The sequence below is a fragment of the Methylomonas koyamae genome, from assembly GCF_006483455.1.
In the GTDB taxonomy this organism is placed as follows: domain Bacteria; phylum Pseudomonadota; class Gammaproteobacteria; order Methylococcales; family Methylomonadaceae; genus Methylomonas; species Methylomonas koyamae_B.
Window position 1 is genome coordinate 22,808 of record NZ_PPPU01000041.1, and the last position, 23,324, is coordinate 46,131.

The following is a 23,324-nucleotide window of genomic DNA, read 5'->3' on the forward strand; positions in this document are numbered from 1 at the left end:
GATATCCCCCATGTTGTTGCGTAGCAATCTCAGTCTACTTGGTTCCGGTTTCCACCGACGTTTGCTAATGGTACTACTAATGCGAGCGTTGGCGTACACTGCTTCCGTCCAAATCATCGTCAGTTTTAACGCCCAGTATCCAAGTAACCACTTAATTCCGATTTAAGACAACTAGCAATCAATATGTCGAACGATTTCCTCCAAGACGGTAATAATAATTCTAGGTGCAATGAACCAGCCGCCTTTGGTCTCGACATCTACCGTGCCCTAGTCGAACACATGTTAAATGGCGTTGCCTATTGCAAGATGCTTTACCAGGATGGGCTACCGAATGATTTCATTTACCTTTATACCAATCCTGCCTTCGAACGTTTGACCGGACTCCAAAAAGTCGTTGGCAAATGCGTTTCCGAAGTCATACCCGGCATTCGACAAAATGATCCGCAACTTTTCCAAGTTTACAGCCGAGTCGCCAATGGTGGAGAACCCGAAAGGTTCGAAACCTTTGTCGAATCGCTCAAGATGTGGTTTTGGATTTCGGTTTACTCCCCCGAACCCGAACATTTCGTTGCTATTTTTGATGTCATTACTGAACGCAAGCAAACTGAATTGGCCCTCAGTCTGGCCAATGAGCGTTGGTCTTTAGCTCAGCGCGCTGCGGTTTGCGGTGCTTGGTATTGGGACATCGTCACCAGTGAAATTGCTTGGTCCGACGAATTATATGAACTGTTTGGACTCGATCCAGCAACGACACCGGCCAGCTTCGAGGCTTGGCGTAACGTAATACACGACGACGATAAAACACGGGCGGAGCAAAACATCCATCAGGCAATCGACAATCACCACCCACTGACCAATGAATACCGCATTGTCCTACCTTCCGGTGATATTCGTTGGATTTATGCGTTGGGCAATGCCAGCTACGATGATCAAGGTGTGCCCAGACGCATGACTGGAATTTGCCTAGATATCACCAAGGACAAAATCCGGGAACTCGCCCTCCGCGAGAGCGAAACCCGATACCGCCAAATGTTCCAAGCAAATCCACACCCGATGTGGCTTTACGACTTGGAAACCTTACGTTTTCTTGCTGTGAACGACGCCGCGATTGCGCATTATGGCTATAGCGAGGCGGAATTTCTGGCGTTGACGATTGCCGACATTCGGCCTCCGGAAGAAGTACCTCGACTACTTGAAACAATCGAACAACTCAATGGCAGAGCGCAGTACGGTAATAATATTTGGCGTCACCGTAAAAAGGATGGCACGCTAATTGACGTTGAAATCAGCTCTCACGAAATCGAATACGTGGGAAGACGGGCCAAGGTAGTGCTTGCCAACGATGTCACGGAGCGACATCGCGCCGAGGAACGCATTCACTTCCTGGCAAATTTCGATCCACTGACAAAATTACCCAACCGTAACCAATTAAACGACCATCTGAGATACGCCCTCAGCTTGGCAAAACGCAGTAATGGGCAATTGGCCTTGATGTTCCTTGATCTCGACCATTTCAAGGACATCAACGATACCCTCGGTCATAGCGTCGGTGATCATTTACTAATCGAGTCATCCAGGCGTCTACGCCTGACGCTACGGGAAGAGGATACCGTGACCCGACTGGGCGGCGACGAATTCATCCTCCTATTACCCGGTGTCAATGCCGTCGGTGCCCAATGTGTCGCTCAAAAATTATTGGCTGTGGTCGCCAAGCCTTACCGCTTCGATCACTATGACCTGAGTTTGACCGCATCGATAGGCGTTGCTATATACCCAACGGATGGTACAGATTTAGAAACTCTTTCCAAAAGCGCCGATTCAGCGATGTATCTTGCCAAACAGGAAGGGCGTCAAAGCTATCGTTTCTTCACCCCTGAAATGCAGGCACGTTCGGCACGCAATCTGCAATTAGTGAACGCCTTACGGAATGCACTTGAACTTGATCAATTAGAAGTCTATTACCAACCGCAAGTGTCCGTTTCGGATGGCCGACTGATAGGCGCGGAAGCATTGTTACGCTGGCTTCACCCTGAGCTGGGAATGGTTTCTCCGGCGGAGTTCATTCCCATCGCCGAATATAGCGGCCTGATCTTGCCAATAGGCGAATGGGTATTAAGATGCGCAGTGCGGCAAGCGAAAATCTGGCGCAAGCGTGGCTTTGACCCGCTAACGATGGCTGTCAATTTATCGGCAGCGCAGTTTCGACATCCCGACTTGACGGATCTGGTTGTGCGAATACTGGGCAACGAGGGCTTGCCGGCAAAATGCCTGGAACTGGAATTGACCGAGAGCGTGGCGATGCATAATCCGGAAGGCGCCATTGCGATAATCACCAAACTGCATGAACGAGGTATTCGCATGTCGATCGATGATTTCGGTACCGGATATTCGTCATTGAGCTACTTGAAGAGGTTCAACATCTACAAGCTAAAAATCGACCAATCGTTTGTTCGCGACATGATCACCGACCCTGAAGATAAAGCTATCGTCACAGCAGTGATAGGCTTGGCTAAGAGTCTCGGCCTTGAAACCATTGCCGAAGGCGTGGAAACCGATGACCAGCTGATGTTTTTACTTCAGCAAGGTTGTAACGAGATACAAGGTTATCTTTTTAGCAAGCCGCTACCAGCATCCCAATTCGAAGAATTATTGAAACTCGGCTGTAACTGTTTTTCAAGGTAATCTGGTAAACCTTTTTGGGCTTTGTGTCTAAACTGAATGGCAGCTATCTGTGTTGTAGACGCCATATACTGAAAATCTTGAACGTCTCAAATTGGCCGGTTGTGTGAGTTCCCCAGGGGCTGCTTTGAGCCCTTCCATTGCAAAATCTAGACTTGGCCGGCTCACCGGTTTAGAGAAATGCGACAGGTAAAATGGGTCGGTTGTGTTAATTCGTCACCGCCAAAAGCTGAGATCTACTATTGGTGTACTCATCTCGAAAATCGTGGAGGGTTTTCGATCGGATCCGGTGGCTGTTTTTGATCGGAATGCCTAGATTGTCAAATCTTCCTGGTTCAGCGAGTAGACTGGTGAACAACGAATGATCGACAAGTTCCCTCGACAGTATGTGAATTATGAAAATAGCGAACTCAGTCGATCATTTGTCGATATACAGGCGAATCGAGTCGTTGTAAGGGCTGTATTCTGTCGATTTATAGGCTTTTTTAATCTTTCGAGAGGAAGAACGGGCATTACGGATAATTTGAGTTCGGGCCGGTTGACGCTAGGCATTAGCAAAGCGCATCCCATGAAACGAGATATTCGTGCAAACGACTGCCGATATCAGAATGACGTAGTACCCATTGCTCAGATAGAGCTTGTTAGACGGCTCTGTTTAACGTCATTGCGTAGTGGGAAAAATACAATGTGGCATCGCCGCTAACCTATTGAATTGAAGGCGGAAAGAAAGGAACGACGTAAAAATTCGACGCGCGAAAAGCAATAATTAATCAACTGCGCTGCCACATTAATTGGTTCACAAGCGTGCACCATTAATAAATCCATCGATATATCAATCACTAAGCAAGAAATGATATTGTTTTCGCTCCAATAATCTGGTGTTTTCAAGGCACAACCATCGCAAAATCGATCATAAATATCGAGTTACACCATTATAGTTTTCCACCATGAAGACCCATATTTATAAAATGGGGCAAGCAGGTGGAAAAATATAATGTGGCAGAGGCGTGGGTCAATTGAAAATGTGAATAGCCCGTTGACTTATGGTGGCGGGGTAGACCGCAACAGTAATTGCGCGCGCGATCCAACAAGTGACGGGAAGACCCGCTGGCAAAGTGCATTACAGATGCATCTAGCCAGCGGGTTCAAAATTCGGAATGCGATATGCTGACCTGACCCTAACCAGAGGACAGGCCAATGCGGACATCCATATTCTTACTTCTACCTTTTATGGCTGGTTGCGCCCAGGCGCCGATCGATCCGGCCACTTCCCAGCAAGTCATCACATCGATAACCGACGTCGAGCCTCACCGCGACTGGCAGCTTGGAATGGATGCCTTTGCCTCCGAAACTGGCGGGGCGGCGGTACGGCAATCGTCCGTGGAGCATGTGGTCACCCGTAAACCGCATGCCGCAGCCGGTACCTTGGCAGATGCGAGTGGATTCGTAACTCTGCCATTGGCCGAAGCGGACGCAGCCTTAGCGCAACCCGGTTTTCAGCCGAGTGGCGACGAAATCGAAAGAGCCTGGCGGAAATACTGCCGGCATAAGCTGGACATGACCGATCGCGATCACGAGATTATTCGCACCACCACCATGCCGGCCAGACTGAAAGAGTCATGCAATCCAAAAAGCTTGAAGAAATAAACGGGTTTATCGGCGATGTTAGCGAAATTGCTCAATACGATATTGCGGATTGCCGAGCCGGATGAAGAGGTGCCTCGATATCCACCATTCGCCAAAGGGCTGCCGGTGATCCCCGCAATTAAAATCCTAGAGTCTCAAGAAGAATTAATTAAAAAAATCAAACACTATTTAGGTGTCACCGACCAGGAATATCAAGGGCGGGTATACCCCTTAATATTCAATTACGCGCGATTTGTGCATTTGTTACCTGCGTCGGAAAAGCATCATCACCGCGGCGCCGGCGGGTTATTCCGTCATGGCCTAGAGGTCGGTTTTGAAGCTGTTTATAAATCCCATGGCGTGCTGTACGGCATGGATGAAAACCCAGGTAGACGAAAACAACTGACGCCACGCTGGCGATTGGCGATATTCATTGCCGGTATGTTGCATGATTTAGGCAAGCCGGTCACCGACGTTGAAATTAAATCCGAGGATGGCGCTCATACCTGCAATATAGTGGGGGACGATATTGAAACCTGGGCGAGGAAGCGCAAAATCCAACGGTATTATCTGAGTTGGCGAGTCAACCGGAATGGCGACCATGAAATTGTTTCACCGACTTTAATCAATAAGGTCATCACACCCGAAGTTCAGGAGTATTTAAATGAATACGGGCCGGCTATCTACAAAGAAATGCTGCTCACAATTGCCGGCACCTCACACAACTCAAAGATGTACTCACTGGTAATGGATGCCGACTACCTCAGCGTAGAGAAAGACCTTAAAAATAACTGCATACCCATTGACCCCTCGATAGGCGCACCGATTGAATGGTTCATATTAGACGCCATGCGGCAACAGATTAAAAACGGAGCGTGGACCGATAATGCCAAAGGAGCGGTGGTTTGGCGTCTAAAAGAAGGCACCTTTATCCTGTGGGATGAAGCGGCAGAAGATATTAGCCGTTTGATCACGAAAAGCAATATTCCTGGAATACCAAAACACCCGGATACGCTAGCCGATATTCTGATCGATCGCCAGCTTGCAGTCCCATACCGTTTGAATCCGCAAACCGTCAGGCGCTACTGGACCATAAAGCCTAGCAGCATGGACCGGCCGCTTAGGGGGCTCAGGTTGACGGATCCGATGAACGTGTACACCGACTCACTGCCGTTGATCGTCGACGGACACGTGATTCACATCGAGAACGAGACTGACGGTCAATCCGATGCGGTAGCACAGCATGGTGAGGCGGCCGTAACCCCAACAAATCACGATAGCGCGAACTCAACAGACCCTGATCTGACGAACGCGGAATCTGAACCAGAAATACCGTCCGGAGGTGTCGAGGAAATAGAGACCCCGATAAAGGCTCAACCGGCAACACCGCCCTCGGCGGCAACAAATCATTCCCAACCGAGTCCGGCCAGTCCTGCGCCGAACGCAGAGGACAATAGCAAGGTCAATACCGCGGAAACCCAAGCCGCCAGACAGTGGTTGGCCTCACAGCACGCGGCCGGCGCCTTGTTGATGCAAAGTCTTGACGCGATATCCGCGGAATATTTTCAAATACAACCGAATGGCCGCGTCTTGATGTTGCATCTGAATATCGCAGCGGCATTGGACCAAAAGCCCATCCATATCATCACGACAATAGACGCCGCCGGCATGATCGAAGTCGATCCGCGCAAACCCATGGTCAAGGTTACCGAACTGGGCGGCGTCAAGGGCGTACTGCTGAACAAAGAAACCAGCCGATACCTAACGGTATTGATCCAAAACGCGGAAACGCCGCCGGTTCCCCCAACACCGCCTCAAATCGCCGCCACCCCTCCGAGTACCAACCGCCCAACACCAAGTCGCGGACAACCCCAGAGAGCGCATACAGCGCAACGCAATGCGACCCATGAGATTGATCAACTCATACAAGCGATTAAAGCCTTCGAACTGCCGCTTGCAGTCGATCAAACGGATGATAGCTTGATCGTGGATATGGTGTTACTGAGAGGTTATATCGAGGAACGGCAGTTATTCGAAATGAAACAGTTATTGCGATATGCCTTCGAACGACCGGATATTTCGATCGATAACACCAATAAAAAATTCATCGTTAAAAAGTAATGAAAGACGAATACGACTATCAATTACCCTGGCGGCCCAATTACGAGATTACGGCCATTGTGGTCTGGATCGCCTTTGGTCTTGTGGCGTATTTGATGTATCGGTTTTCGGAATTACCGAGCGAACCTTTTAACGGACTCATGGTGGCGTGCGTCTTTATGGCGGTCAAGCGCGTGCCGGCCTCGGCCGGGGTGTGGTATCGAAAGCACCGGCTCAATTACTTCAAATTTCAGCGGTTCAATGTCGCCAGTCTGGCCGGTATTGTTCGGCGCCACCCGGATCAATGGTGGTTAGGCTGGGGATTCGAGTGGAACCAAAAGCACGCCCAATTGGCTTACGACATCCAGAAGCGCGATTTAACCGGATTAATCCCGGTCAATCATGATCGGATGGGGGCGACATGGATCCATGGGTTAGGCTTAACCGAGGATTACATTCGGCAAGCGATCTCGCATAGCGCCGGCCACACCTTGATCGTTGGCACCACTGGTGCCGGAAAGACCCGCTTGTTCGACATCTTGGTGACACAGGCGGTGTTGCGTAACGAAGCCGTGATTATCATCGATCCCAAAGGCGACAAAGATCTGAAATGGTGCGCCGAACGCGCGTGCCGACTTTCGCGGAACCCGGACCGGTTTGTCTACTTCCATCCGGCTTTTCCGGACGAAAGCGTCCGTATCGATCCGTTAAAGAATTTCAACCGCTCGTCCGAGTTGGCCAGCCGAATTGCCGCGGTCAGTCCTGGTGAATCCGGTTCGGATCCGTTCAAGGCTTTTGGGCAAAAAGCCTTGGATAACATCGTCCAAGGCCTGTTTGCGGCCGAAGAGCAACCGTCCCTGGTGAAGTTACGGACTTACCTGGAAGGCGGCTCGGTGCCGTTGGTGATTAAAGCCTTGGTGCGTTATTTCGACAAGGTGCTCCAATTCGATTGGCGCAGTAGTATCGGAATGAAAAGAATGGATCTGAACGACAAAACTGCGCAGTTGCTGGTCAAATTTTACCGGGAGCGAGTCCAGCAGGAACGGCAGAACACCGACCTGGAGGGGCTGATTTCCATGTTCGAACACGACCGCACGCATTTCAGCAAAATGATCGCCTCCTTATTGCCGCTGATGAATATGCTGACCTCCGGCAGCTTAGGCGCATTGTTGTCGCCGGACCAAAGCGACTCGAACGATACACGGGCAATTACCGACGCGGCCGAAATCATTAAAGGCGCTAAAGTCGCATACATCGGTCTGGATTCCTTATCGGACAGCATGGTCGGCAGTGCTATCGGCTCCATTCTGTTGGCCGATCTGGCGGCTGTCGCCGGCGACCGGTACAACCACGGCGTCGATAATCGGCCGGTCAATATTTTTGTCGACGAAGCGGCCGAAGTGATTAACGACCCGTGCATCCAGCTCTTGAACAAAGGTCGCGGCGCACAATTCCGGTTGTTTATTGCCACCCAAACCTTTGCGGACTTTTCGGCCAGACTGGGTTCCGAAGCCAAGGCCAGACAAATACTGGCCAACCTCAACAACTTGATCGCGCTCCGGGTGATGGACGCCGAGACTCAGACCTATATCACCGACAACCTGCCCAAAACCCGATTGAAGTACATCATGAGAACCCAGGGAGTTTCTACCCATTCAGCGAATCCAGCGGTATTTTCCGGAAATATCGGCGAGCGATTAATGGAGGAAGAGGGCGACTTATTCGCCCCGCAGTTATTAGGCCAATTGCCTGATCTACATTACATCGCCAAATTATCTGGCGGCCGCATCGTCAAGGGCCGTCTGCCGATACTGATCTCTGACTTGGACAAGGAAAAAACCCATGCCTCGCAAAAAAATGCCTAAACCCAAACAAACCGCGGAAGAAATCATGCTGAATCGATGGCGCAAATTAAACCCAACCGAGAATCGAGATTTGCAAATACTGGAATTGGATTGGCCGGTTGCGATCGACATTCTCCAAGCGGCGATCAAGATCATGACCGATCATCACCATAAAGCAGATCAATTGGAGGACGTGATCACGCAGTTGATGTCTCACGTACTGAGCGGTTACGCGCAGGCATCCCAACAGCATCATACGGACGATGCTTACCGGCTGCACCGTACGGTCGAATCGATTCAGCGCTTCTTGCTCCACAGGTACGCAACGGACATACCGATTGAGACCTTGGTGGCTAACCCCAAGGTCGTCGCCTTGATCCAGCGAGCAGCGGCGTAATTATGACCAAGAGCCTCATCGTCACCTTGATCTTCTGGATCGCCGAAGTATTTTTGATTGCGGTATTGGTGTCTGACCAATGGTTAACCAATATGCAAGATGCCGAAGACCGGATGATCATCGAATATCTGGGCGCTGACAACGATCGGCGGATTCGGGATGAAGCCAATGCGGTATTCAACGTCCTACTGGTGGAAACCGACATTCAACGTAACGTGTACCATTTTTTCATCCCTACCGTTGCCGAGCGCGAGAAATCGGTTGGGTTTGAACATTTCGGGCAGACCGATTATTTCCCCCTCGTCCAAAGTAAACTGGACGTGCTATTCGGGACGTTTTACCAATCGTTGCGGCGCTTTTTCTTACTGTTGTCCTGGTGGCCGTTTTTAATCGCCGTCGCCATACCCAGTGCGGTGGACGGCTTGGTGCAACGCAAAATCAAGCAATCCAACTTCGATTATTCCAGCCCGTTGGCGCACCGGTATAGCTTCTACACCGTCATCGGCATTATCTACTTGCTGCTGCTCGGCTTGACCTTCCCATTTCCGATCCCGCCGCAGGCGATGCCGATGGCCTGTGTCGGCATCGCCTTTGCGATGAACGTCTATTTTGCTCACACCCAGAAACGAGTATAGCCAGGAGAACCTGTATGAATCCATCCGGACAGACCGGCCGCTTAGTAGTCCTGTTAAGTCTGTTTCTTCTAACAGGTACCGCTCAGGCACAGAGACTGGTTGGTGTCGTAATAGGCGTGCACGACGGCGACACGCTGACCTTGCTCACCGACGACCGGCAGACCTTAAAAGTGCGCTTGGCCAAGATCGATGCGCCTGAACTCAGTCAAGCCTATGGTCAGGCCGCCAAACACGGACTATCCGACACCACCTACCGCCGCCGAGTTACGGTCGAATATACCCAGCAAGACCGCTACGGCCGCCTTATTGGCCACGTCGACGTGGGCGGTCAGGACGTTAACTTGGCACAAGTAGCCAAGGGCTTGGCCTGGGTGTATCGGCAATACAGCAATGATCCGGTATTTCTTCAAGCCGAGCGCACCGCTCAAGCCAGTCACCTCGGGTTATGGCAAGATCCAAATCCTATTGCCCCTTGGGAATTTAGACACGCCGAGGATGCAAGATGAAGATGGCGAAAGCGAATCCGGCAGACCTCGACATGGCCCTTGAACTGGCGTACGCGTTGGAGGCCATCAGCAGCCGATACGGCGGCACCATGCCCGAGAAAATCGCCAAGCCGCAAGACGAGGAAGACGCCGCTGAGCCCTTTTCTGTTGAGGACGGTGAGAACTGCCGGCGTGTGTGCGCATACCTGATTCGTTTGGCACGTAGCGCGTCCTTATTCCGCGTCGTCATGGGAATGACCGTGTTGCTGGATCCGACAAACAAGGTCGTGGACCCCACCGCCAGCACATTGGAGCATCACCCCGACACGCTAGCCGCACTGGCGGCAATGGCCAAGTCTGCGTCGGACGGCAGAGAATAACCCAGAGCGACGTCGACGTGCTGTTTACCGCCCCCGAATTCATGTACCTGTTTCTGCCGGCGACCGTGCTGTTGTGGTGGTGGCTCATGTCGCGACACTACGGAGAGATCGCGCAATGGTTCATCGTCGGCTGCTCGGTGTTGTTCTATGCAGCATGGAGCGCCGAGTACGCCTTGCTCTTGGTCGTCAACGCCTTACTGAATTTCTATTGGGGCAAACGGATTGCCGTCACTCACTCCAAAATCAGGTTAGTCTTGGGCGTTGTGTACAACCTGGGGCTTCTGGCCTACTTCAAATACGCCGATTTTCTGATCGAGACCAGCAACGCGCTGACCGGTAGCCAATGGCCATTGCTGCAGGTGATCCTGCCGCTCGGAATCTCGTTTTTCACCTTTCAGGCGATTGCCTATTTAGTCGATTGTGCCAAAGGCCGGGTCGATGATTTCGATCTTGGCCGTTTTGCGTTTTCCATTTCGTTTTTTCCGCATCTGATTGCCGGCCCGATCCTGCATTATTCCGACATCATGCCGCAGCTCCGGCAAGGCATCCGCTTCGATCCGGAACGCATGACCAAAGGCTTGTTCCTGTTTGCGGCCGGACTGTGCAAAAAGACCGTGATCGCCGACCGCTTGGCGGCCGTGGTGGATCCCTTGTTTGGACTCAGCGATCAGCTCACCGTGTGCGAGGCCTGGGTAGCGGCCGTGGGGTATGGCTTGCAAATCTACTTCGACTTCTCGGGCTACTGCGACATGGCCATCGGCATCGGACTGATGTTCGGACTCGTGCTCCCGCAAAACTTCGCTTCGCCGTATCAAGCCGGCACGATCGCCGACTTCTGGAAGCGTTGGCATATCACGCTCTCGCGGTTTCTGCGCGACTATCTGTACATCCCGTTAGGCGGTAACAGGCTAGGCTTTTATCGTGGATTGTGGGCCGCGGCCATCACGATGCTACTAGGCGGCTTATGGCACGGTGCCGCCTGGACCTTCGTCGCCTGGGGAGCGATGCACGGCGCCATGATCGCGCTTTATCGGCTATGGACCAGGACCGGTTATACGATGCCGGGTTATCTGGCCAGAACCTTGACCTTGCTTGGAGTGTTTTTCGCCTGGGTGCTATTCCGGGCGGCGAGTATTGACCAGGCACTAGACATCTGGCAGGCGATGTTGGGACTCAACGGGATATCGGTGCCGGTCATGCTCGCCGGCTGGTTCGGGTCCGAGACGGTTCCGATATCGGGGCTGGTCAACGGCCTGGACATGCTCGCCATCGGCTTCCTACTGGCGATTTGTCTACGCTACCGCAATGCACAAGCGCAACTCGACACTTTCACCCCGGATCTGAAGGCACTCGCGAAGTTTGCCGGTTTATTCTTCGCCGGCACCTGGCTATCGGCAGCCCATGAAAGCTTCATCTACTGGTCGTTCTAATTTCGGCCATTTCTGGCGTGCCGCTTTGGCCGTGAGCGTGTTGATTGGCGGGGCGATGCCGGTGTGGAATTGGCTGGTGAATCCCTACCAAGTGTTCGATGTCGACCAAGGCATCGGCGAACCTTACACATCACCAGCGACCAACGAGCGTTACCGCAAGGTGAGCCATCTGTTGAATCAGATATCGGCGCCGGACCCGGAGCAGCCGATTGATTGCCTTCTGGTCGGGTCATCGGTGATGGGCTTGCTCGACCCACCGCTCTTGGCGCAGTATTTCCCTGAAGGCCGGTGCTACAACCTAGCATTCTTGGCGGGGCGGCCGGGTGAGATCCTAGCCACGTTAAAAGCGCTGATCGCGCAAGGACTGCCGCTTAAGCACATCGTCTACGGATTGGAGCCGTTCGTCTTTTCCGACCCGGTAAACGACGGCCCAGCCAATCGATTGCATCCGGTCGTGACCGGCGAATCGCGCTGGAAATTCTATTTTGATTACCTGTTCGAACCCAGCCTTGGCGATGGGATAGGGTATCTGTTCGACGCCTTAAACCACACCATTTCCGTTAGATACGATATAGACCATACCGGCCGGTATCAATTGGTCCGGTACGAGACGGAAATACAGAGAAACGAAACTGAATTCGTCAACAGACAATTCGAGCAGGGTAGGGGACCCAAGTCTGTTTCGCCTTGGATAATGACGCGATTCGACGAGTTTAAATCGCTGGTGGAGTTTCTAAATAGCCAACAGATCGAAGCTCAATATTATTTAAACCCGCTACATCCGAGTATTGCGAAAGTCTACGGGACATCGGAATTGGAGGAGTTCAAAACCCGGATTTCGAGTAGAACCGGTGGCCGGAATATTCCCGACTGCTCACTCTTGCTGAGTGAAAACGCGAATATCCGATTTTACGATTACAAGCATTTTCGGACGACGGAATCGACAACGGTGTTGGACTGTGCGTTAGGACATGGCTCAAGTCAAAGTCGACAGCAGAGTGGCAGGTGATCGACAGACGTATTTGCACAGTTGAAAAGATAACAGTAAATATCGACTGGACCACGACAGACCAACGGCGCGAAAAACGCGTCATTCGGAGCTGAGGACGTGCGGCTAGCTTTTACAGAAACCTCGCTTGCGGTTGAAGCGTCGGCCTAGGAACCCACCGAATCATCTTCCTTTGGGGGAGGCTGCGAAAGCTCTTTAGTTAGGAAGAGAAGGTAAAAACGGATTGTTAATGACTAACGGGCCAATAGCTTGACCATGTTGCATGTCTTCCGAATACAATATTGAGCACCCGGCGTCCAGCGCCGCGCTGACAATCATGCTGTCATACAACGAAAAACCAAATTGTTCGGCAATCGCCAAACCTTGTTCGTGGATGCTGACGCTCAAAGCTTGAGTTTCACAGATACTTCGGATAATCGACAAGGTTTCGCGGATTTCGACATACGTCATCTTCAGCTTGCGCGACGCTACCGACGCAAATTCATTCAACACCTGCACATTGATTACGCCGCCGAAGGCGATAATATCTTCGGCGCGGTCTGCTTTTTGATTGTCCTCAGACAGTAAATACAGCAAGACGTTGGTATCGAGAAACGGCTTAGCGGTTTTCATTCGCTTCCAGGCGGTCAAACTTAAAATCAGCGGGTAGGCGCCCACGAAATTGATGCAATTTGGCTAACAACGTCTTTACCGAAGGTTTTTTCTCTAGTTCAAACACCCGTTCGCCGGCGATATGTACTTCAATGTCATCGCCTTCCTTTAACTCTAACGCTTCTACCACCGTGGCGGGCAAACGAATAGCTAAACTATTACCCCATTTTGCGACTTGCATGTGCCTCTCTCGACTCATTAAAAGATATACATAGCATATTGTATATCCATGAGGCGATGAATGCTATTGCCTCTCATGGTCAACCCTAAGCCGATGATCGAAATCTGCGGAAACCCCGCCGTTCTGGCGCAAACCAGCCACCCATTCCGATTAAAACCGCCACTGGTGTTAACCGGCGTGTAAATTTTTCCAATTTTTGATCAAAATGAGCGTCCAACTCTTTCCAGGATGAAAAAGGCTTTGGTTTCATTGAACAAGCCGGCGGTAAAGATGTCTTTGTCATCTTTAGTGTGATCCAAGGCAGCGGTCGGAAAAGCCTGAAGGAAGGCCAGCGCGTGGCCATGGAAGTGACCTCGAGGCCCAAAGGTCCGCAAGCTGAAAACGTGACCCCTTTATACTTGTCGAAGCAGTGGCTCAGCAAGGCGCGAAACCAAATTCTAACTAAGCTATCGTTTTTATTATAGGAAATGCCTTGAAATTGCAATAATTTAACATAATCCATGTTATGCGAAGTCACACATGCAATTGTTAGTGCAATATCGTCATGTCCTGTTTTAGCCACGTTGACCTGTCCTAGCCTTGTCGCTCGCTAAAGTCGGCCTCAATAATGGACGAAAAACGGTGTCACTACGCCTGTTTTGTTGCCAACATTTGGCCTTTGAGAAGCGATTAGATTTCTGTCTCTTTGCTGTCGAAAATTTCATCAATTTACTGATCACTGATGCCGCTTTCCAAGCCTTCCTTGAGGGCTTCTTGAACCCTTTTTAACTGTTCTTCGTCACTTAACGCATCAAACAGGCATTTTTGTTCTTCTGTCGGTGTTGCCCAAGGATAACAAGGGATTTTCTGCTCTTTCACTGGATTAAGTGACATGATGCGCCGGTTCTGGTTCAAAGCTGATTTTAAGCCGTGATCCGGTCGCCTTGGCTATTTTTTCAAGGGTGCGCGTGGTGGGCATAACATGACCGCTTTCCAGCCTTGCGACCACAGATTGCTTGGTTTGCATCCGGTCGGCAAGCTCTTCTTGGGTTAGGCCAGCCCGTGAGCGAGCTTCAATGACCGCGCTTGCCAATGCGAATTCGTCGTCCAAAGCCTCATAAGCGGCGGAATAGTCGGCATTTTTCAGCCACTTGTTGTGCAATTCACTGATTTTAGTCATTTTCAACCTCTTTCGCCCGTGTTAAAGCAATTTCGATCTCTCGGCGTGGTGTTTTTTCAGTTTTCTTGATAAAAACCCGCACGATCACCACCCGTTTTTTTCTGGCCGTCACATACAATGCCCGTGAAATCCCGTCCTTGCCTTTCAGCCGCATCTCCCATAACAGGCCTTCAAGATGCTTGATGTGCGGTTCGCGGACATTTTCAAGGCCAACGGTTGCGATCAGTTCCGCAATGCGGACTAACCTTGCGCGCATATCAACCGGGAGAGCCTCAATTTCTTCGTCCACGGTTGCATTGAGGGTTTCAATGGTCCATTTCATGGATTCAAATTATAGCATTATTGCTATAATGTCAATTGCGCTATTCTCCCCTACTCTTCCATCGCTAAAAATTACTTCAGAAATCCCAAAAAAAATAGCCGCAGGAAGCCTTTGGCATCATTCGGCGAACATCCCTAGCCAAATGACTTTCGGAACTGCCGCGCCGCAAGCGCCAGCTATGCTCGCAAATGAGCGAACGCTTGCCGACGGCCTATTGTTTATCTGCGTGTGTTGGGGGACCGTAAGGATTCCTTCGTAAATGAGTAACATCTTCATCAGGTATGCTGCATTTAATGGAATTCAGACCGATGTTTACGCCTTCTAAATGTAGCGAACGGCTAAAACCTGCCGGTGGTGATGCCGGCGAAATTTTTAATCTCTATCTACAACGAATGGCGGCTTTATGGCAAGCAACCTTGGGCTGTATTCGGCTCGACCCGGCCACTTTGCGACATTCAAGTATTTCTGTGCAGGTCGGCTGTAAAACAGAAAGCTGTCTTTTAAGGTGGAGCTAACCGGCTATCAGTTTGGCTGCAACGGGGCTATTCGCCATTCACATCTGGATAGTTCGGGGAATAATGCGTTTATTAAAATGCGTGAGTCCACCAGGCCTTTTTTCATTAGTGCTATCAACGTTCTATTTGTGAATCCAACCGGTAGGGGTGCCCATTCAATTGGACATTTTTTTAGCAGATTTTTTTGGGCATCGGTAAGTTTTTCTGTTTCCATAATTACACCTATTTTCGATGGTTGGATTGATATAAGTGGTCTTGTATACGGGGTTTTATGGTCAGGCCTTCACTTGGGGATACGTTAAGCCAAAAGACTGGATTTGTTAAATTGGTAATATTCATCAACTGTATTAATAAAATTCATTCCTTCTTGCCTGAGCAATGGCTCCACAGCCGGGTGGAGCTTTTAGGTTTTTATAACGTGCATCATTACCTGCAAGCAGGTTAATCAGTTTTTTTAATGAGGCGCGATTAAATAATGTCATTTAACAGTATCTCCACGATTCGCTAAGGTTTGCCGTGACCCTATCCTACTCTGGAGACAAAAATGAATCGCATGACCCAATCTTGTGTAGCTCTATTGTTGGCTACGTTTGAGGCCTTGGCTGACGGCAACTCTCATTTTGAGGTATTTGCCAACCTCGATACCGGGCCTGGCAATGTCACGGCGACTGCGAGCGGCCGGATCATCATGAGTCAACATCAGTTTTACCAGCCGCAATACACGGTGGTGGAATACAAGGATCAAACCTTGCTGCCTTTTCCGAATAAAGAAATGTCTGCGGCCGATTCGACTGCGCCGATCAAGCTCGACTCGGTGTTGGGCATCCGCTCCGATAATAACGGTATTGTCTGGATGCTGGACAACGGCATGCGTAGCGGCGTGACACCCAAACTGGTCGGCTGGAATACGAAAACCAATAAGCTCCAGCGTTTGATTTACCTGCCTAGACCGATTACGCCCACGGATGCCTTTGTTAACGACTTTGCGTTGGATACCAACCACAACCATGCCTTTATCAGCGATCCGGCCGGCGGCGCGAATGCCGCCTTGATCGTGGTTAACTTGTCGACCGGCGCGGCGCGGCGGGTGTTGGAAGGACATCACAGTGTGGTGCCGGAAAAAGTCGATTTAGTCATCGACAATGTGCCGATTCAGGTGAAAACCCCGTCCGGCGAATTGGTGAAGCCGCATATCGGTGTTAACCCCATTACCGAGGATTTGGCGAACGAATGGGTCTATTTCGGGCCGATGCACGGCCTCAGCCTTTACCGGATTAAAGCCGCCGACTTGATCAATGAGTCCTTAACGCCTCAAGAACTCGCTCAGCATGTTGAGCGCTACAGCGACAAACCGATCTCGGACGGTATCAGCATTGATGAGAATAACAATATCTATCTGGGTGACTTAGCCAATAACGCGATTGGCGTGATCGATCCTAAGCGACAATACCGGCAATTGGCGCAATGTCCACGCCTGTCATGGGTAGACTCTTTTAGTTTTGGCGCGAATGGACAACTGTATGCCGTTGTTAATCGCTTGCATCGCTCGGCTACGCTGAACGGCGGCGATGATCAATCCAAACCACCGTATTTTCTGTTGAAGGTTAAGGCGTTGGCCGCCGGCCTGCCTGGACGTTAAAGTTTGATTTGCGATGCGCTTATTGTCCGGCCTATGGCGTTGATTTGTTCACGTAACCAACCGTGGGCCGGATCCTTTTCCCATAACGGATGCCAAATCATCGCCAAATCGTAGTCCGGCAAGCTGACCGGCACCGGAAATACTTCCAGAGGTACCAGTTTCTGAAACGCTATCGCCAAGCGGTAGGGTAGGGACAAAATCATATTGGATTGGGCGACGATTAAGGGTGCCGACAAAAAATGCGGCACGATGAAATTAATCCGCCGCTCCAAGCCCAGCTCCAGCAATTTCTCATCAATCACGCCCAACTTATCGCCGGTTCTGGAGATCAGCATGTGCGTCTCCGCCAAATACGCCTCCAAAGTCGGCGCTGCTTTGATCTTTGGATGATCCTTCCTGACAACGCAAGCCATGCGATCCATGAATAAATGTTCGCAGTGCAAATGCGCGGGCGGATTCAGTACCGAAGCAAAACCCAACACCACATCCAGGCTGCCGTTTTCTAACTGCGGCAACGGAAAAGCAGACTCGGTACGTTTGACATGAATATCCACACCCGGCGCCGACTGCTCAATCAATTTCGACAGCTCCGGCAAGATTAAAAACTCCATGTAATCGGTGGCAGCGATGGTGAAACGGCGCTGACTGGATGCGGGATCGAAGGCCTGGGGCGCCTCCAGCAAGCGTTCCATTTCCTGTAAAAGACTGCGTACCGGCTCCACTAATGCCAGCGCCAATGCAGTGGGCTGCATACCGGCGGGCGATTTGATCAGTACCGGGTCATTCAGTTGTTGGCGCAAACGATGCAGGGTGTGGCTCATCGCCGACTGCGTCACGAACATGGATTCCGCCGCGCGAGTGACATTGCGCTCCCGCATCAATGTATCGAAAGCCAGTAACAGATTTAGATCAAAAGTACGTAGATTAGCCATACTGAAATGTTCTCAATGAATTGAGTTTCATACTAAACAAAATCGATGCTGGTCGGTATGAATAGTCTTGATGATAGCGGATGAAATTTGACCATTTCACAGTTCAACCCATTCCCCCTAACGTATAACGCGAGCGTGTCGACCAGCCATTCGGTTTTTACTCCCCCCAAGGGTAGCTTTCGGTTAGCGACACGCCCAGTTTCGATGGCTATCGCCGTCATTCACTATAAGACTTTACGGGGGAACCGCACATGTCCGCACAAATTCCAATTTCCACGTTCAAACCGTACAGCGGCGAAAAAGCCCGGCTGGCAAGGGCCTACGACTATCTGATTTTGGTCTTGGCTTTATTTCTGTTCATCGGCTCGTTTCATCTGCATTTCGCCCTCACGGTCGGCGATTGGGATTTCTGGGTTGATTGGAAAGACCGGCAGTGGTGGCCACTGGTCACACCCTTAATCGGCATTACCTTCCCCGCCGCCGTGCAAGCGGTACTGTGGGATAAATTTCGTTTGCCACTGGGCGCCACGCTGTGCGTCGCGGCCTTGTTGATCGGAACCTGGGTCACTCGGGTGTTTGCCTACCACTACTGGAACTATTTCCCCATCAACATGGTGTTGCCGGCGACGATGATTCCGGGCGCTTTGGTATTGGACACCTTACTAATGCTGACGAATAGTCTGACCATCACGTCCATCTTCGGTGGCGCGGCGTTTGCGTTGCTGTTTTACCCGACCAACTGGCCGATATTTGGCATGTTCCACCAACCGGTCGAGGTGGCCAATAGTCAGCTGACGATTGCCGATTTGTTCGGCTTTCAATACATCCGTACCGGCATGCCGGAATATCTGCGCATCATTGAGCGCGGCACCTTGCGAACCTATGGCCAGTACGCCACACCTCTGGCGGCATTTTGTTCGGCACTGTTATGTTCATTGATGTATCCGCTGTGGTGGTACATCGGTAAATGGTTCGCCGATACCCGTTATCTGAAAAAAATCTAAGGAGCAACTGTCATGAAATCACTCTTTAAACCTTGGATGTTGGCATTGCTTTTCTTGAATGTATGGTCGGTGTTATCAGTACCCACCGCTCAGGCGCATGGCGAAAAAGCCCTGGAGCCGTTCATTCGGATGCGGACCATACAATGGTACGACGTGCAATGGTCCACGCAAAAATTCAACGTCAACGATGAAGTCAGCGTCAGCGGCAAGTTTCATGTCGCCGAGGATTGGCCGGTGAGCGTGCCCAAGCCGGAAGCCAGCTTCTTAAATATCTCCACACCCGGACCCGTGCTGATTCGCACCGAGCGTTACCTGAACGGTAAGCCTTGGACTAACTCGGTAGCCCTCGAGCCGGGTGGCGACTATGATTTCAAAGTGGTCTTGAAAGGCCGTCTGCCGGGGCGTTATCACATTCATCCGTTTTTTAATTTAAAAGACGCGGGGCAAGTGATGGGTCCCGGCGTGTGGTTGGACATTGGCGGCGATCCCAGCGATTTTACTAATACCATTAAAACCATTAACGGTGAATTGATCGACATGGAGAGCTTCGGCTTTGCTAATGGCGTCTTCTGGCACCTGTTCTGGGGGCTGTTGGCGGCTGCCTGGTTATTGTGGTGGGTGCGTCGTCCGTTGTTCATCAGCCGTTACCGCATGCTGGATGCCGGTTTGGAACACGAGTTGATCACCGATCAGGACAAACTCATCGCTAAAGCCGTGTTAGTAGGTGTGCCGGTTTTGGTATTGGCGCTGAATGCCGTCACCGCCAACAGTTACCCGGACGCTATTCCATTGCAGGCGGGATTAGATCGGATATTACCATTGCCGGCTAAAGTCAATGCCGGGACGGTCAATGTAGACACCCTAAAAGCGGAATACAACGTGGCTCAACGTGCCATGGTGCTGCAGGTTAGTGTCGACAATCGCAGCGAAGGCGCGGTCAGAATCGGCGAGTTTTCGACCTCTAACGTGCATTTCATGAACGCTGACTTATCAGCTGTGGGCAATGTCTCCGGCAAAGATGACGTCAGCAATAAGGGCCTGAGCCTAGATAACAATGTGCCTATCGAACCCGGCGAACAACGAACAGTCACGATTGAAGTGCGCGATGCCGCCTGGGAATCGGAGAAGCTGGATGGGCTGATCAAAGACGCGGATAGCCGTTTAGGCGGTTTGCTATTCCTTTACGACGACGTGATGGGCAAACGCTATATCTCGAGCATTTCCGCTGCTGTCATTCCCAAATTCAATTAATTCAGGAGCAACCATCATGGCTACCACGACAGAACACGTGAGCTTAAGCACCGAAAACCCCAAATCATTGCCTTGGTATTTGATTGACTTACCCAAATATTTAAAGGGATTTGGCTTTTTAACCATTATGTACATCGGTTTACGACTGTATCAGGGCGCTTTTGCCATAGCGCACGGTTTGGATTCCACGGAACCCGCGTTCGAACAATACTGGATGCGGCTGTTTTATATCGAACTGGTGATTATCGCTGCCGTCGCCAGCGGCTTTTGGGGTTACTTATGGACCACGCGCGACCGAAATTTGGATCAACTGGCACCCAAGGAAGAAATTCGTCGCTATTTCACCTTGACGATGTGGATCAGCATTTACACCTTTGCCGTGTATTGGGCGGGCAGTTATTTTGCCGAGCAAGACAACTCCTGGCATCAGGTGGCAATCCGCGACACGCCATTTACCGCCAATCACATCATCGAGTTTTACTTCAATTTCCCGTTGTACGTGATTCTGGGTGGCTGTGCCTGGCTGTATGCCAGAACCCGCTTGCCTTTGTATGCCAAAGGCATTTCGCTACCCTTGACCTTGGCGGTATTTGGACCATTCATGATTTTGGTCAGCGTCGGCTTCAACGAGTGGGGGCATACCTTCTGGTTTAGAGAAGAGTTCTTCGCCGCCCCGATTCATTGGGGCTTTGTGATCGGGGTGTGGTTTGCATTGGGCGTCGGCGGCATCCTGCTGCAAGGCGTCACCCGTTTGATCGAATTACTCGATCGGATTCCAGATGCCGATTAAATCTATCCTTATTTAAACCCAGACGAATATGTATCAATCCGAGTCTGAAGTAACCATGCCAAAGAGTTCTACCTATGCAGTTCACTATGCCTGGGTAATACTCGCTGTCACTTTTCTGTGTTTGTTTGTGGCATCGGCGCTGCGCTCCATTCCAGGGATCATTATGATGTCCCTGGAACAGGAGTTTGCTTGGCATCGGGAAACGATTAGCGGCGCAATTTCACTTAATCTGCTTTTATTTGGCCTTGCAGGTCCATTTCTAGGTAGGTTGATGGATGTATACGGCGCAAAACGCATCAGCGTTATCACCTTGATTTTGTCGGTAGCAGGCGCCGGCGGCAGCGTTTTTATGCAGGAATCCTGGCAAATGTATTTGTTTTGGGGATTGTTGATCGGCGCAGGTTCGGGCGGTACTTCAATGCTTATGGGCTCGGCGTTGATCAATCGCTGGTTCCATAAACACCGGGGCTTAGCATTAGGCATATTGGGAGCCGCCTTCTCCTCCGGCCAGTTAGTGTTCACCCCTTTCCTGATGCAAATCAATGTTCATGAAGGCTGGCGAGCGGCGACCCTATTTGTCGCCGTAGCCTTAGGTTTGGTGGTTTTACCTTTGGTGCTGAAATATTTAAGAGACGATCCCGAATCCAAGGGGTTACTGCCCTTTGGCGCCAATGGCGTTCATGGAACAGTGCTTAAACCTGATCGAAATCCCATGCGGTCGGCCATGAGCAGTCCGCAATTCTGGCTGTTGGCGTCGAGTTTTGGAATTTGCGGCTTAACCACTTCAGGATTGTTTCAGACCCATTTGATTCCGCACGGCATCGAACATGGCTTCACCGACATGACCATGGCGATGTCACTGGGGGTCATGGGCGCAGCCGATGTGTTCGGCACCATTTTATCCGGTTGGCTGTGCGACCGATACGGCAAGCGCTGGCCGCTGGCCTTTTATTACGTCGTCAGAGGCGCAACGCTGATCGTACTGCCCAGCATTGATACCACCGGGCAACTAATGATGTTCTCGGTTATTTACGGCATGAATTGGTTGTCCACTATTCCGGCAACCTCAGCATTGACTGCTGACTTATTCGGGAAGCAAAACGTCGGCGTGGTGTTCGGCTGGATATGCTTCGCACATCAAATCGGGGCAGCCATTGCCGCCTACAGTGCCGGCTACGTCCATAGTCTGATGGGTGACTACAACCTGGCGTTTGTGGCGTCAGGCCTGTTCGCTTTTGTCGCAACCGGCATCGTTTGTTTTATCCGCGAACCTAATGTCTGAAAGGGAAAATATTGCAGACACTGGCTGAAATGGGGTGGCCGGCAACAAAGGGTCGTTTGAACTCAGTGACGAACGGCCGGTTCCAGGTATCGTAATTCATGACAGCTTTCCGACGAAGCGGTCCACCTGGCGGTTCTCTTTCCCTTTGGGGCCGATAGGGATCATGATTTACCCGTTCAAAATCGGTAGCAGCCAAAAAATAAGCTGCTACCTTTTTGAGGGGCTATATTTCTGTCTGCTCTGAAATCTCCAGTGCGTCGTCAACTTCTATGCCTAGATAGCGAACAGTACTTTCGAGCTTTGTATGACCCAGCAATAGCTGAACAGCCCGTAAGTTTTTGGTTCGACGGTAAATCAAAGTCGCTTTTGTCCTGCGCATTGTATGGGTTCCGTAAGCAGCCGGATCAAGACCAATCGAGGTCACCCAATGCTCAACTATGCGAGCATATTGCCGCGTCGAAAGGTGTGGCGAATCATGAATCCGACTTGGAAAAAGGTACTCATCGGATTTCAGTTGCGCTTGGCTTATCCAATTTGCCAATGCGTCCCGGGTTTGTTCGGTTATCTCAAATTGAACCGGTCTATGCGTTTTCTGCTGCATGATGATTGCGCGTGATGACACTCGACCACCTTGCGCCACATCGCAGACTTTAAGCTTGACCAAATCGCATCCCCGAAGCTTGCTATCAATGGCAAGATTGAATAACGCTAGTTCACGGATGTTTTTTGCCATCTGCAAACGAATGCGGATGGCCCAGATTTCTTTCAGTTTGAGTGGCGATTTTTGACCAATCAGTTTACCTTTGTTCCACGGCATGCGTTGCTTGGTTTGGATTTCTTGGTCCATGACAGACTCCTAACGATTGTTTGAGGAGAGGCCATGAAACCTTGGATTACTTTTACTAGCCGCAGAATAAGGTAAGAACCCGATATAAATTCTTAACAGATAACATAATCTGCTATACACTCCATCTCATAGAAAGATAAATCCGTTCTCCTTTGTGCTGGCAGAC

At 50.8% G+C, this 23,324-nt stretch carries 23 protein-coding genes and 1 pseudogene; 16 read left to right on the top strand and 8 right to left on the bottom strand.

What is annotated here, in order from left to right:
• Nucleotides 1-183 precede the first annotated feature (183 nt).
• From C2U68_RS18085 to C2U68_RS18130, 10 genes are all read left to right on the top strand, one after another.
• Complete coding sequence (locus tag C2U68_RS18085; RefSeq protein WP_140913869.1) at nt 184-2,682, top strand: EAL domain-containing protein; 2,499 nt, start codon at nt 184-186, stop codon at nt 2,680-2,682.
• A gap of 1,194 nt (nt 2,683-3,876) precedes the next feature.
• Nucleotides 3,877-4,326 (top strand): hypothetical protein, encoded by a 450-nt coding sequence (locus C2U68_RS18090; protein ID WP_140913870.1) that lies wholly within the window; start codon nt 3,877-3,879, stop codon nt 4,324-4,326.
• A gap of 15 nt (nt 4,327-4,341) precedes the next feature.
• Nucleotides 4,342-6,426 carry a MobH family relaxase gene (gene mobH / locus C2U68_RS18095; RefSeq protein WP_140913871.1) on the top strand — a complete coding sequence of 695 codons (2,085 nt, stop codon included), beginning with the start codon at nt 4,342-4,344 and terminating at the stop codon, nt 6,424-6,426.
• Complete coding sequence (gene traD, locus C2U68_RS18100) at nt 6,426-8,270, top strand: conjugative transfer system coupling protein TraD (protein ID WP_140913872.1); 1,845 nt, start codon at nt 6,426-6,428, stop codon at nt 8,268-8,270. Before mobH ends, traD begins: the two co-directional genes overlap by 1 nt.
• Nucleotides 8,248-8,646 carry a hypothetical protein gene (locus tag C2U68_RS18105; protein ID WP_140913873.1) on the top strand — a complete coding sequence of 133 codons (399 nt, stop codon included), beginning with the start codon at nt 8,248-8,250 and terminating at the stop codon, nt 8,644-8,646. The genes traD and C2U68_RS18105 overlap by 23 nt, the downstream gene beginning before the upstream one ends.
• A 2-nt stretch (nt 8,647-8,648) precedes the next feature.
• Entirely contained in the window at nt 8,649-9,281 is a 633-nt protein-coding gene (locus tag C2U68_RS18110) for a DUF4400 domain-containing protein (protein WP_140913874.1), read from the top strand.
• 14 nt (nt 9,282-9,295) lie between these two features.
• On the top strand, nt 9,296-9,787 hold the full coding sequence (locus C2U68_RS18115; RefSeq protein WP_140913875.1) for a thermonuclease family protein: 492 nt from the start codon (nt 9,296-9,298) through the stop codon (nt 9,785-9,787).
• Nucleotides 9,784-10,146 carry a hypothetical protein gene (locus C2U68_RS18120; protein WP_140913876.1) on the top strand — a complete coding sequence of 121 codons (363 nt, stop codon included), beginning with the start codon at nt 9,784-9,786 and terminating at the stop codon, nt 10,144-10,146. Before C2U68_RS18115 ends, C2U68_RS18120 begins: the two co-directional genes overlap by 4 nt.
• A 17-nt stretch (nt 10,147-10,163) precedes the next feature.
• Nucleotides 10,164-11,576: an MBOAT family O-acyltransferase gene (locus C2U68_RS18125; protein ID WP_140913877.1), complete on the top strand. Its 1,413-nt coding sequence runs from the start codon at nt 10,164-10,166 to the stop codon at nt 11,574-11,576.
• Nucleotides 11,548-12,585, top strand: a complete 1,038-nt coding sequence (locus C2U68_RS18130; RefSeq protein ID WP_140913878.1) for a hypothetical protein — start codon at nt 11,548-11,550, stop codon at nt 12,583-12,585. The genes C2U68_RS18125 and C2U68_RS18130 overlap by 29 nt, the downstream gene beginning before the upstream one ends.
• Nucleotides 12,586-12,780: 195 nt before the next feature.
• Here the strand turns inward: C2U68_RS18130 and C2U68_RS18135 are convergent, their stop codons facing one another.
• Nucleotides 12,781-13,197 (bottom strand): PIN domain-containing protein, encoded by a 417-nt coding sequence (locus C2U68_RS18135; RefSeq protein WP_140913879.1) that lies wholly within the window; start codon nt 13,195-13,197, stop codon nt 12,781-12,783.
• Nucleotides 13,184-13,417 carry an AbrB/MazE/SpoVT family DNA-binding domain-containing protein gene (locus C2U68_RS18140; RefSeq protein WP_140913880.1) on the bottom strand — a complete coding sequence of 78 codons (234 nt, stop codon included), beginning with the start codon at nt 13,415-13,417 and terminating at the stop codon, nt 13,184-13,186. The genes C2U68_RS18135 and C2U68_RS18140 overlap by 14 nt, the downstream gene beginning before the upstream one ends.
• A 248-nt stretch (nt 13,418-13,665) precedes the next feature.
• Between C2U68_RS18140 and C2U68_RS18145 the strand changes: the two are divergent.
• Nucleotides 13,666-13,809: pseudogene (locus tag C2U68_RS18145) on the top strand (cold-shock protein); the annotation flags it as partial.
• A 316-nt stretch (nt 13,810-14,125) separates the two neighbouring features.
• On the opposite strand, the gene C2U68_RS18150 reads toward C2U68_RS18145, so the two are convergent.
• From C2U68_RS18150 to C2U68_RS21655, 4 genes are all read right to left on the bottom strand, one after another.
• Complete coding sequence (locus tag C2U68_RS18150) at nt 14,126-14,290, bottom strand: DUF4175 domain-containing protein (RefSeq protein WP_140913881.1); 165 nt, start codon at nt 14,288-14,290, stop codon at nt 14,126-14,128.
• Nucleotides 14,280-14,576, bottom strand: coding sequence for a multiprotein-bridging factor 1 family protein (locus tag C2U68_RS18155; protein WP_140913882.1), 297 nt, complete (start codon nt 14,574-14,576; stop codon nt 14,280-14,282). Before C2U68_RS18155 ends, C2U68_RS18150 begins: the two co-directional genes overlap by 11 nt.
• Entirely contained in the window at nt 14,569-14,898 is a 330-nt protein-coding gene (locus C2U68_RS18160; RefSeq protein WP_140913883.1) for a type II toxin-antitoxin system RelE/ParE family toxin, read from the bottom strand. The genes C2U68_RS18155 and C2U68_RS18160 overlap by 8 nt, the downstream gene beginning before the upstream one ends.
• An 862-nt stretch (nt 14,899-15,760) precedes the next feature.
• Nucleotides 15,761-15,895, bottom strand: coding sequence for a hypothetical protein (locus tag C2U68_RS21655; protein WP_260839397.1), 135 nt, complete (start codon nt 15,893-15,895; stop codon nt 15,761-15,763).
• A gap of 62 nt (nt 15,896-15,957) precedes the next feature.
• On the opposite strand from C2U68_RS21655, the gene C2U68_RS18165 reads away from it, so the two are divergent.
• A complete protein-coding gene (locus C2U68_RS18165) occupies nt 15,958-17,052 on the top strand; it encodes an L-dopachrome tautomerase-related protein (RefSeq protein ID WP_140913884.1) in 1,095 nt (364 codons plus the stop codon).
• Here C2U68_RS18165 and C2U68_RS18170 read toward each other — a convergent pair.
• Nucleotides 17,049-17,984 (bottom strand): LysR family transcriptional regulator, encoded by a 936-nt coding sequence (locus C2U68_RS18170; protein ID WP_140913885.1) that lies wholly within the window; start codon nt 17,982-17,984, stop codon nt 17,049-17,051. The two genes, C2U68_RS18165 and C2U68_RS18170, sit on opposite strands and share 4 nt — an antisense overlap.
• Before the next feature lie 251 nt (nt 17,985-18,235).
• On the opposite strand from C2U68_RS18170, the gene amoA reads away from it, so the two are divergent.
• The 4 genes from amoA to C2U68_RS18190 are packed head-to-tail and all read left to right on the top strand — an operon-like array spanning nt 18,236 to nt 22,311.
• Complete coding sequence (gene amoA, locus C2U68_RS18175; protein ID WP_140913886.1) at nt 18,236-18,988, top strand: bacterial ammonia monooxygenase, subunit AmoA; 753 nt, start codon at nt 18,236-18,238, stop codon at nt 18,986-18,988.
• Between the two features lie 12 nt (nt 18,989-19,000).
• Complete coding sequence (gene amoB, locus C2U68_RS18180) at nt 19,001-20,239, top strand: bacterial ammonia monooxygenase, subunit AmoB (protein WP_140913887.1); 1,239 nt, start codon at nt 19,001-19,003, stop codon at nt 20,237-20,239.
• A gap of 16 nt (nt 20,240-20,255) precedes the next feature.
• Complete coding sequence (amoC, locus tag C2U68_RS18185) at nt 20,256-21,029, top strand: bacterial ammonia monooxygenase, subunit AmoC (RefSeq protein WP_140913888.1); 774 nt, start codon at nt 20,256-20,258, stop codon at nt 21,027-21,029.
• A 28-nt stretch (nt 21,030-21,057) separates the two neighbouring features.
• Nucleotides 21,058-22,311: an MFS transporter gene (locus C2U68_RS18190; protein WP_260839398.1), complete on the top strand. Its 1,254-nt coding sequence runs from the start codon at nt 21,058-21,060 to the stop codon at nt 22,309-22,311.
• A 223-nt stretch (nt 22,312-22,534) separates the two neighbouring features.
• Here the strand turns inward: C2U68_RS18190 and C2U68_RS18195 are convergent, their stop codons facing one another.
• Nucleotides 22,535-23,158 (bottom strand): tyrosine-type recombinase/integrase, encoded by a 624-nt coding sequence (locus tag C2U68_RS18195; protein ID WP_140913889.1) that lies wholly within the window; start codon nt 23,156-23,158, stop codon nt 22,535-22,537.
• Between the last annotated feature and the right edge of the window lie 166 nt (nt 23,159-23,324).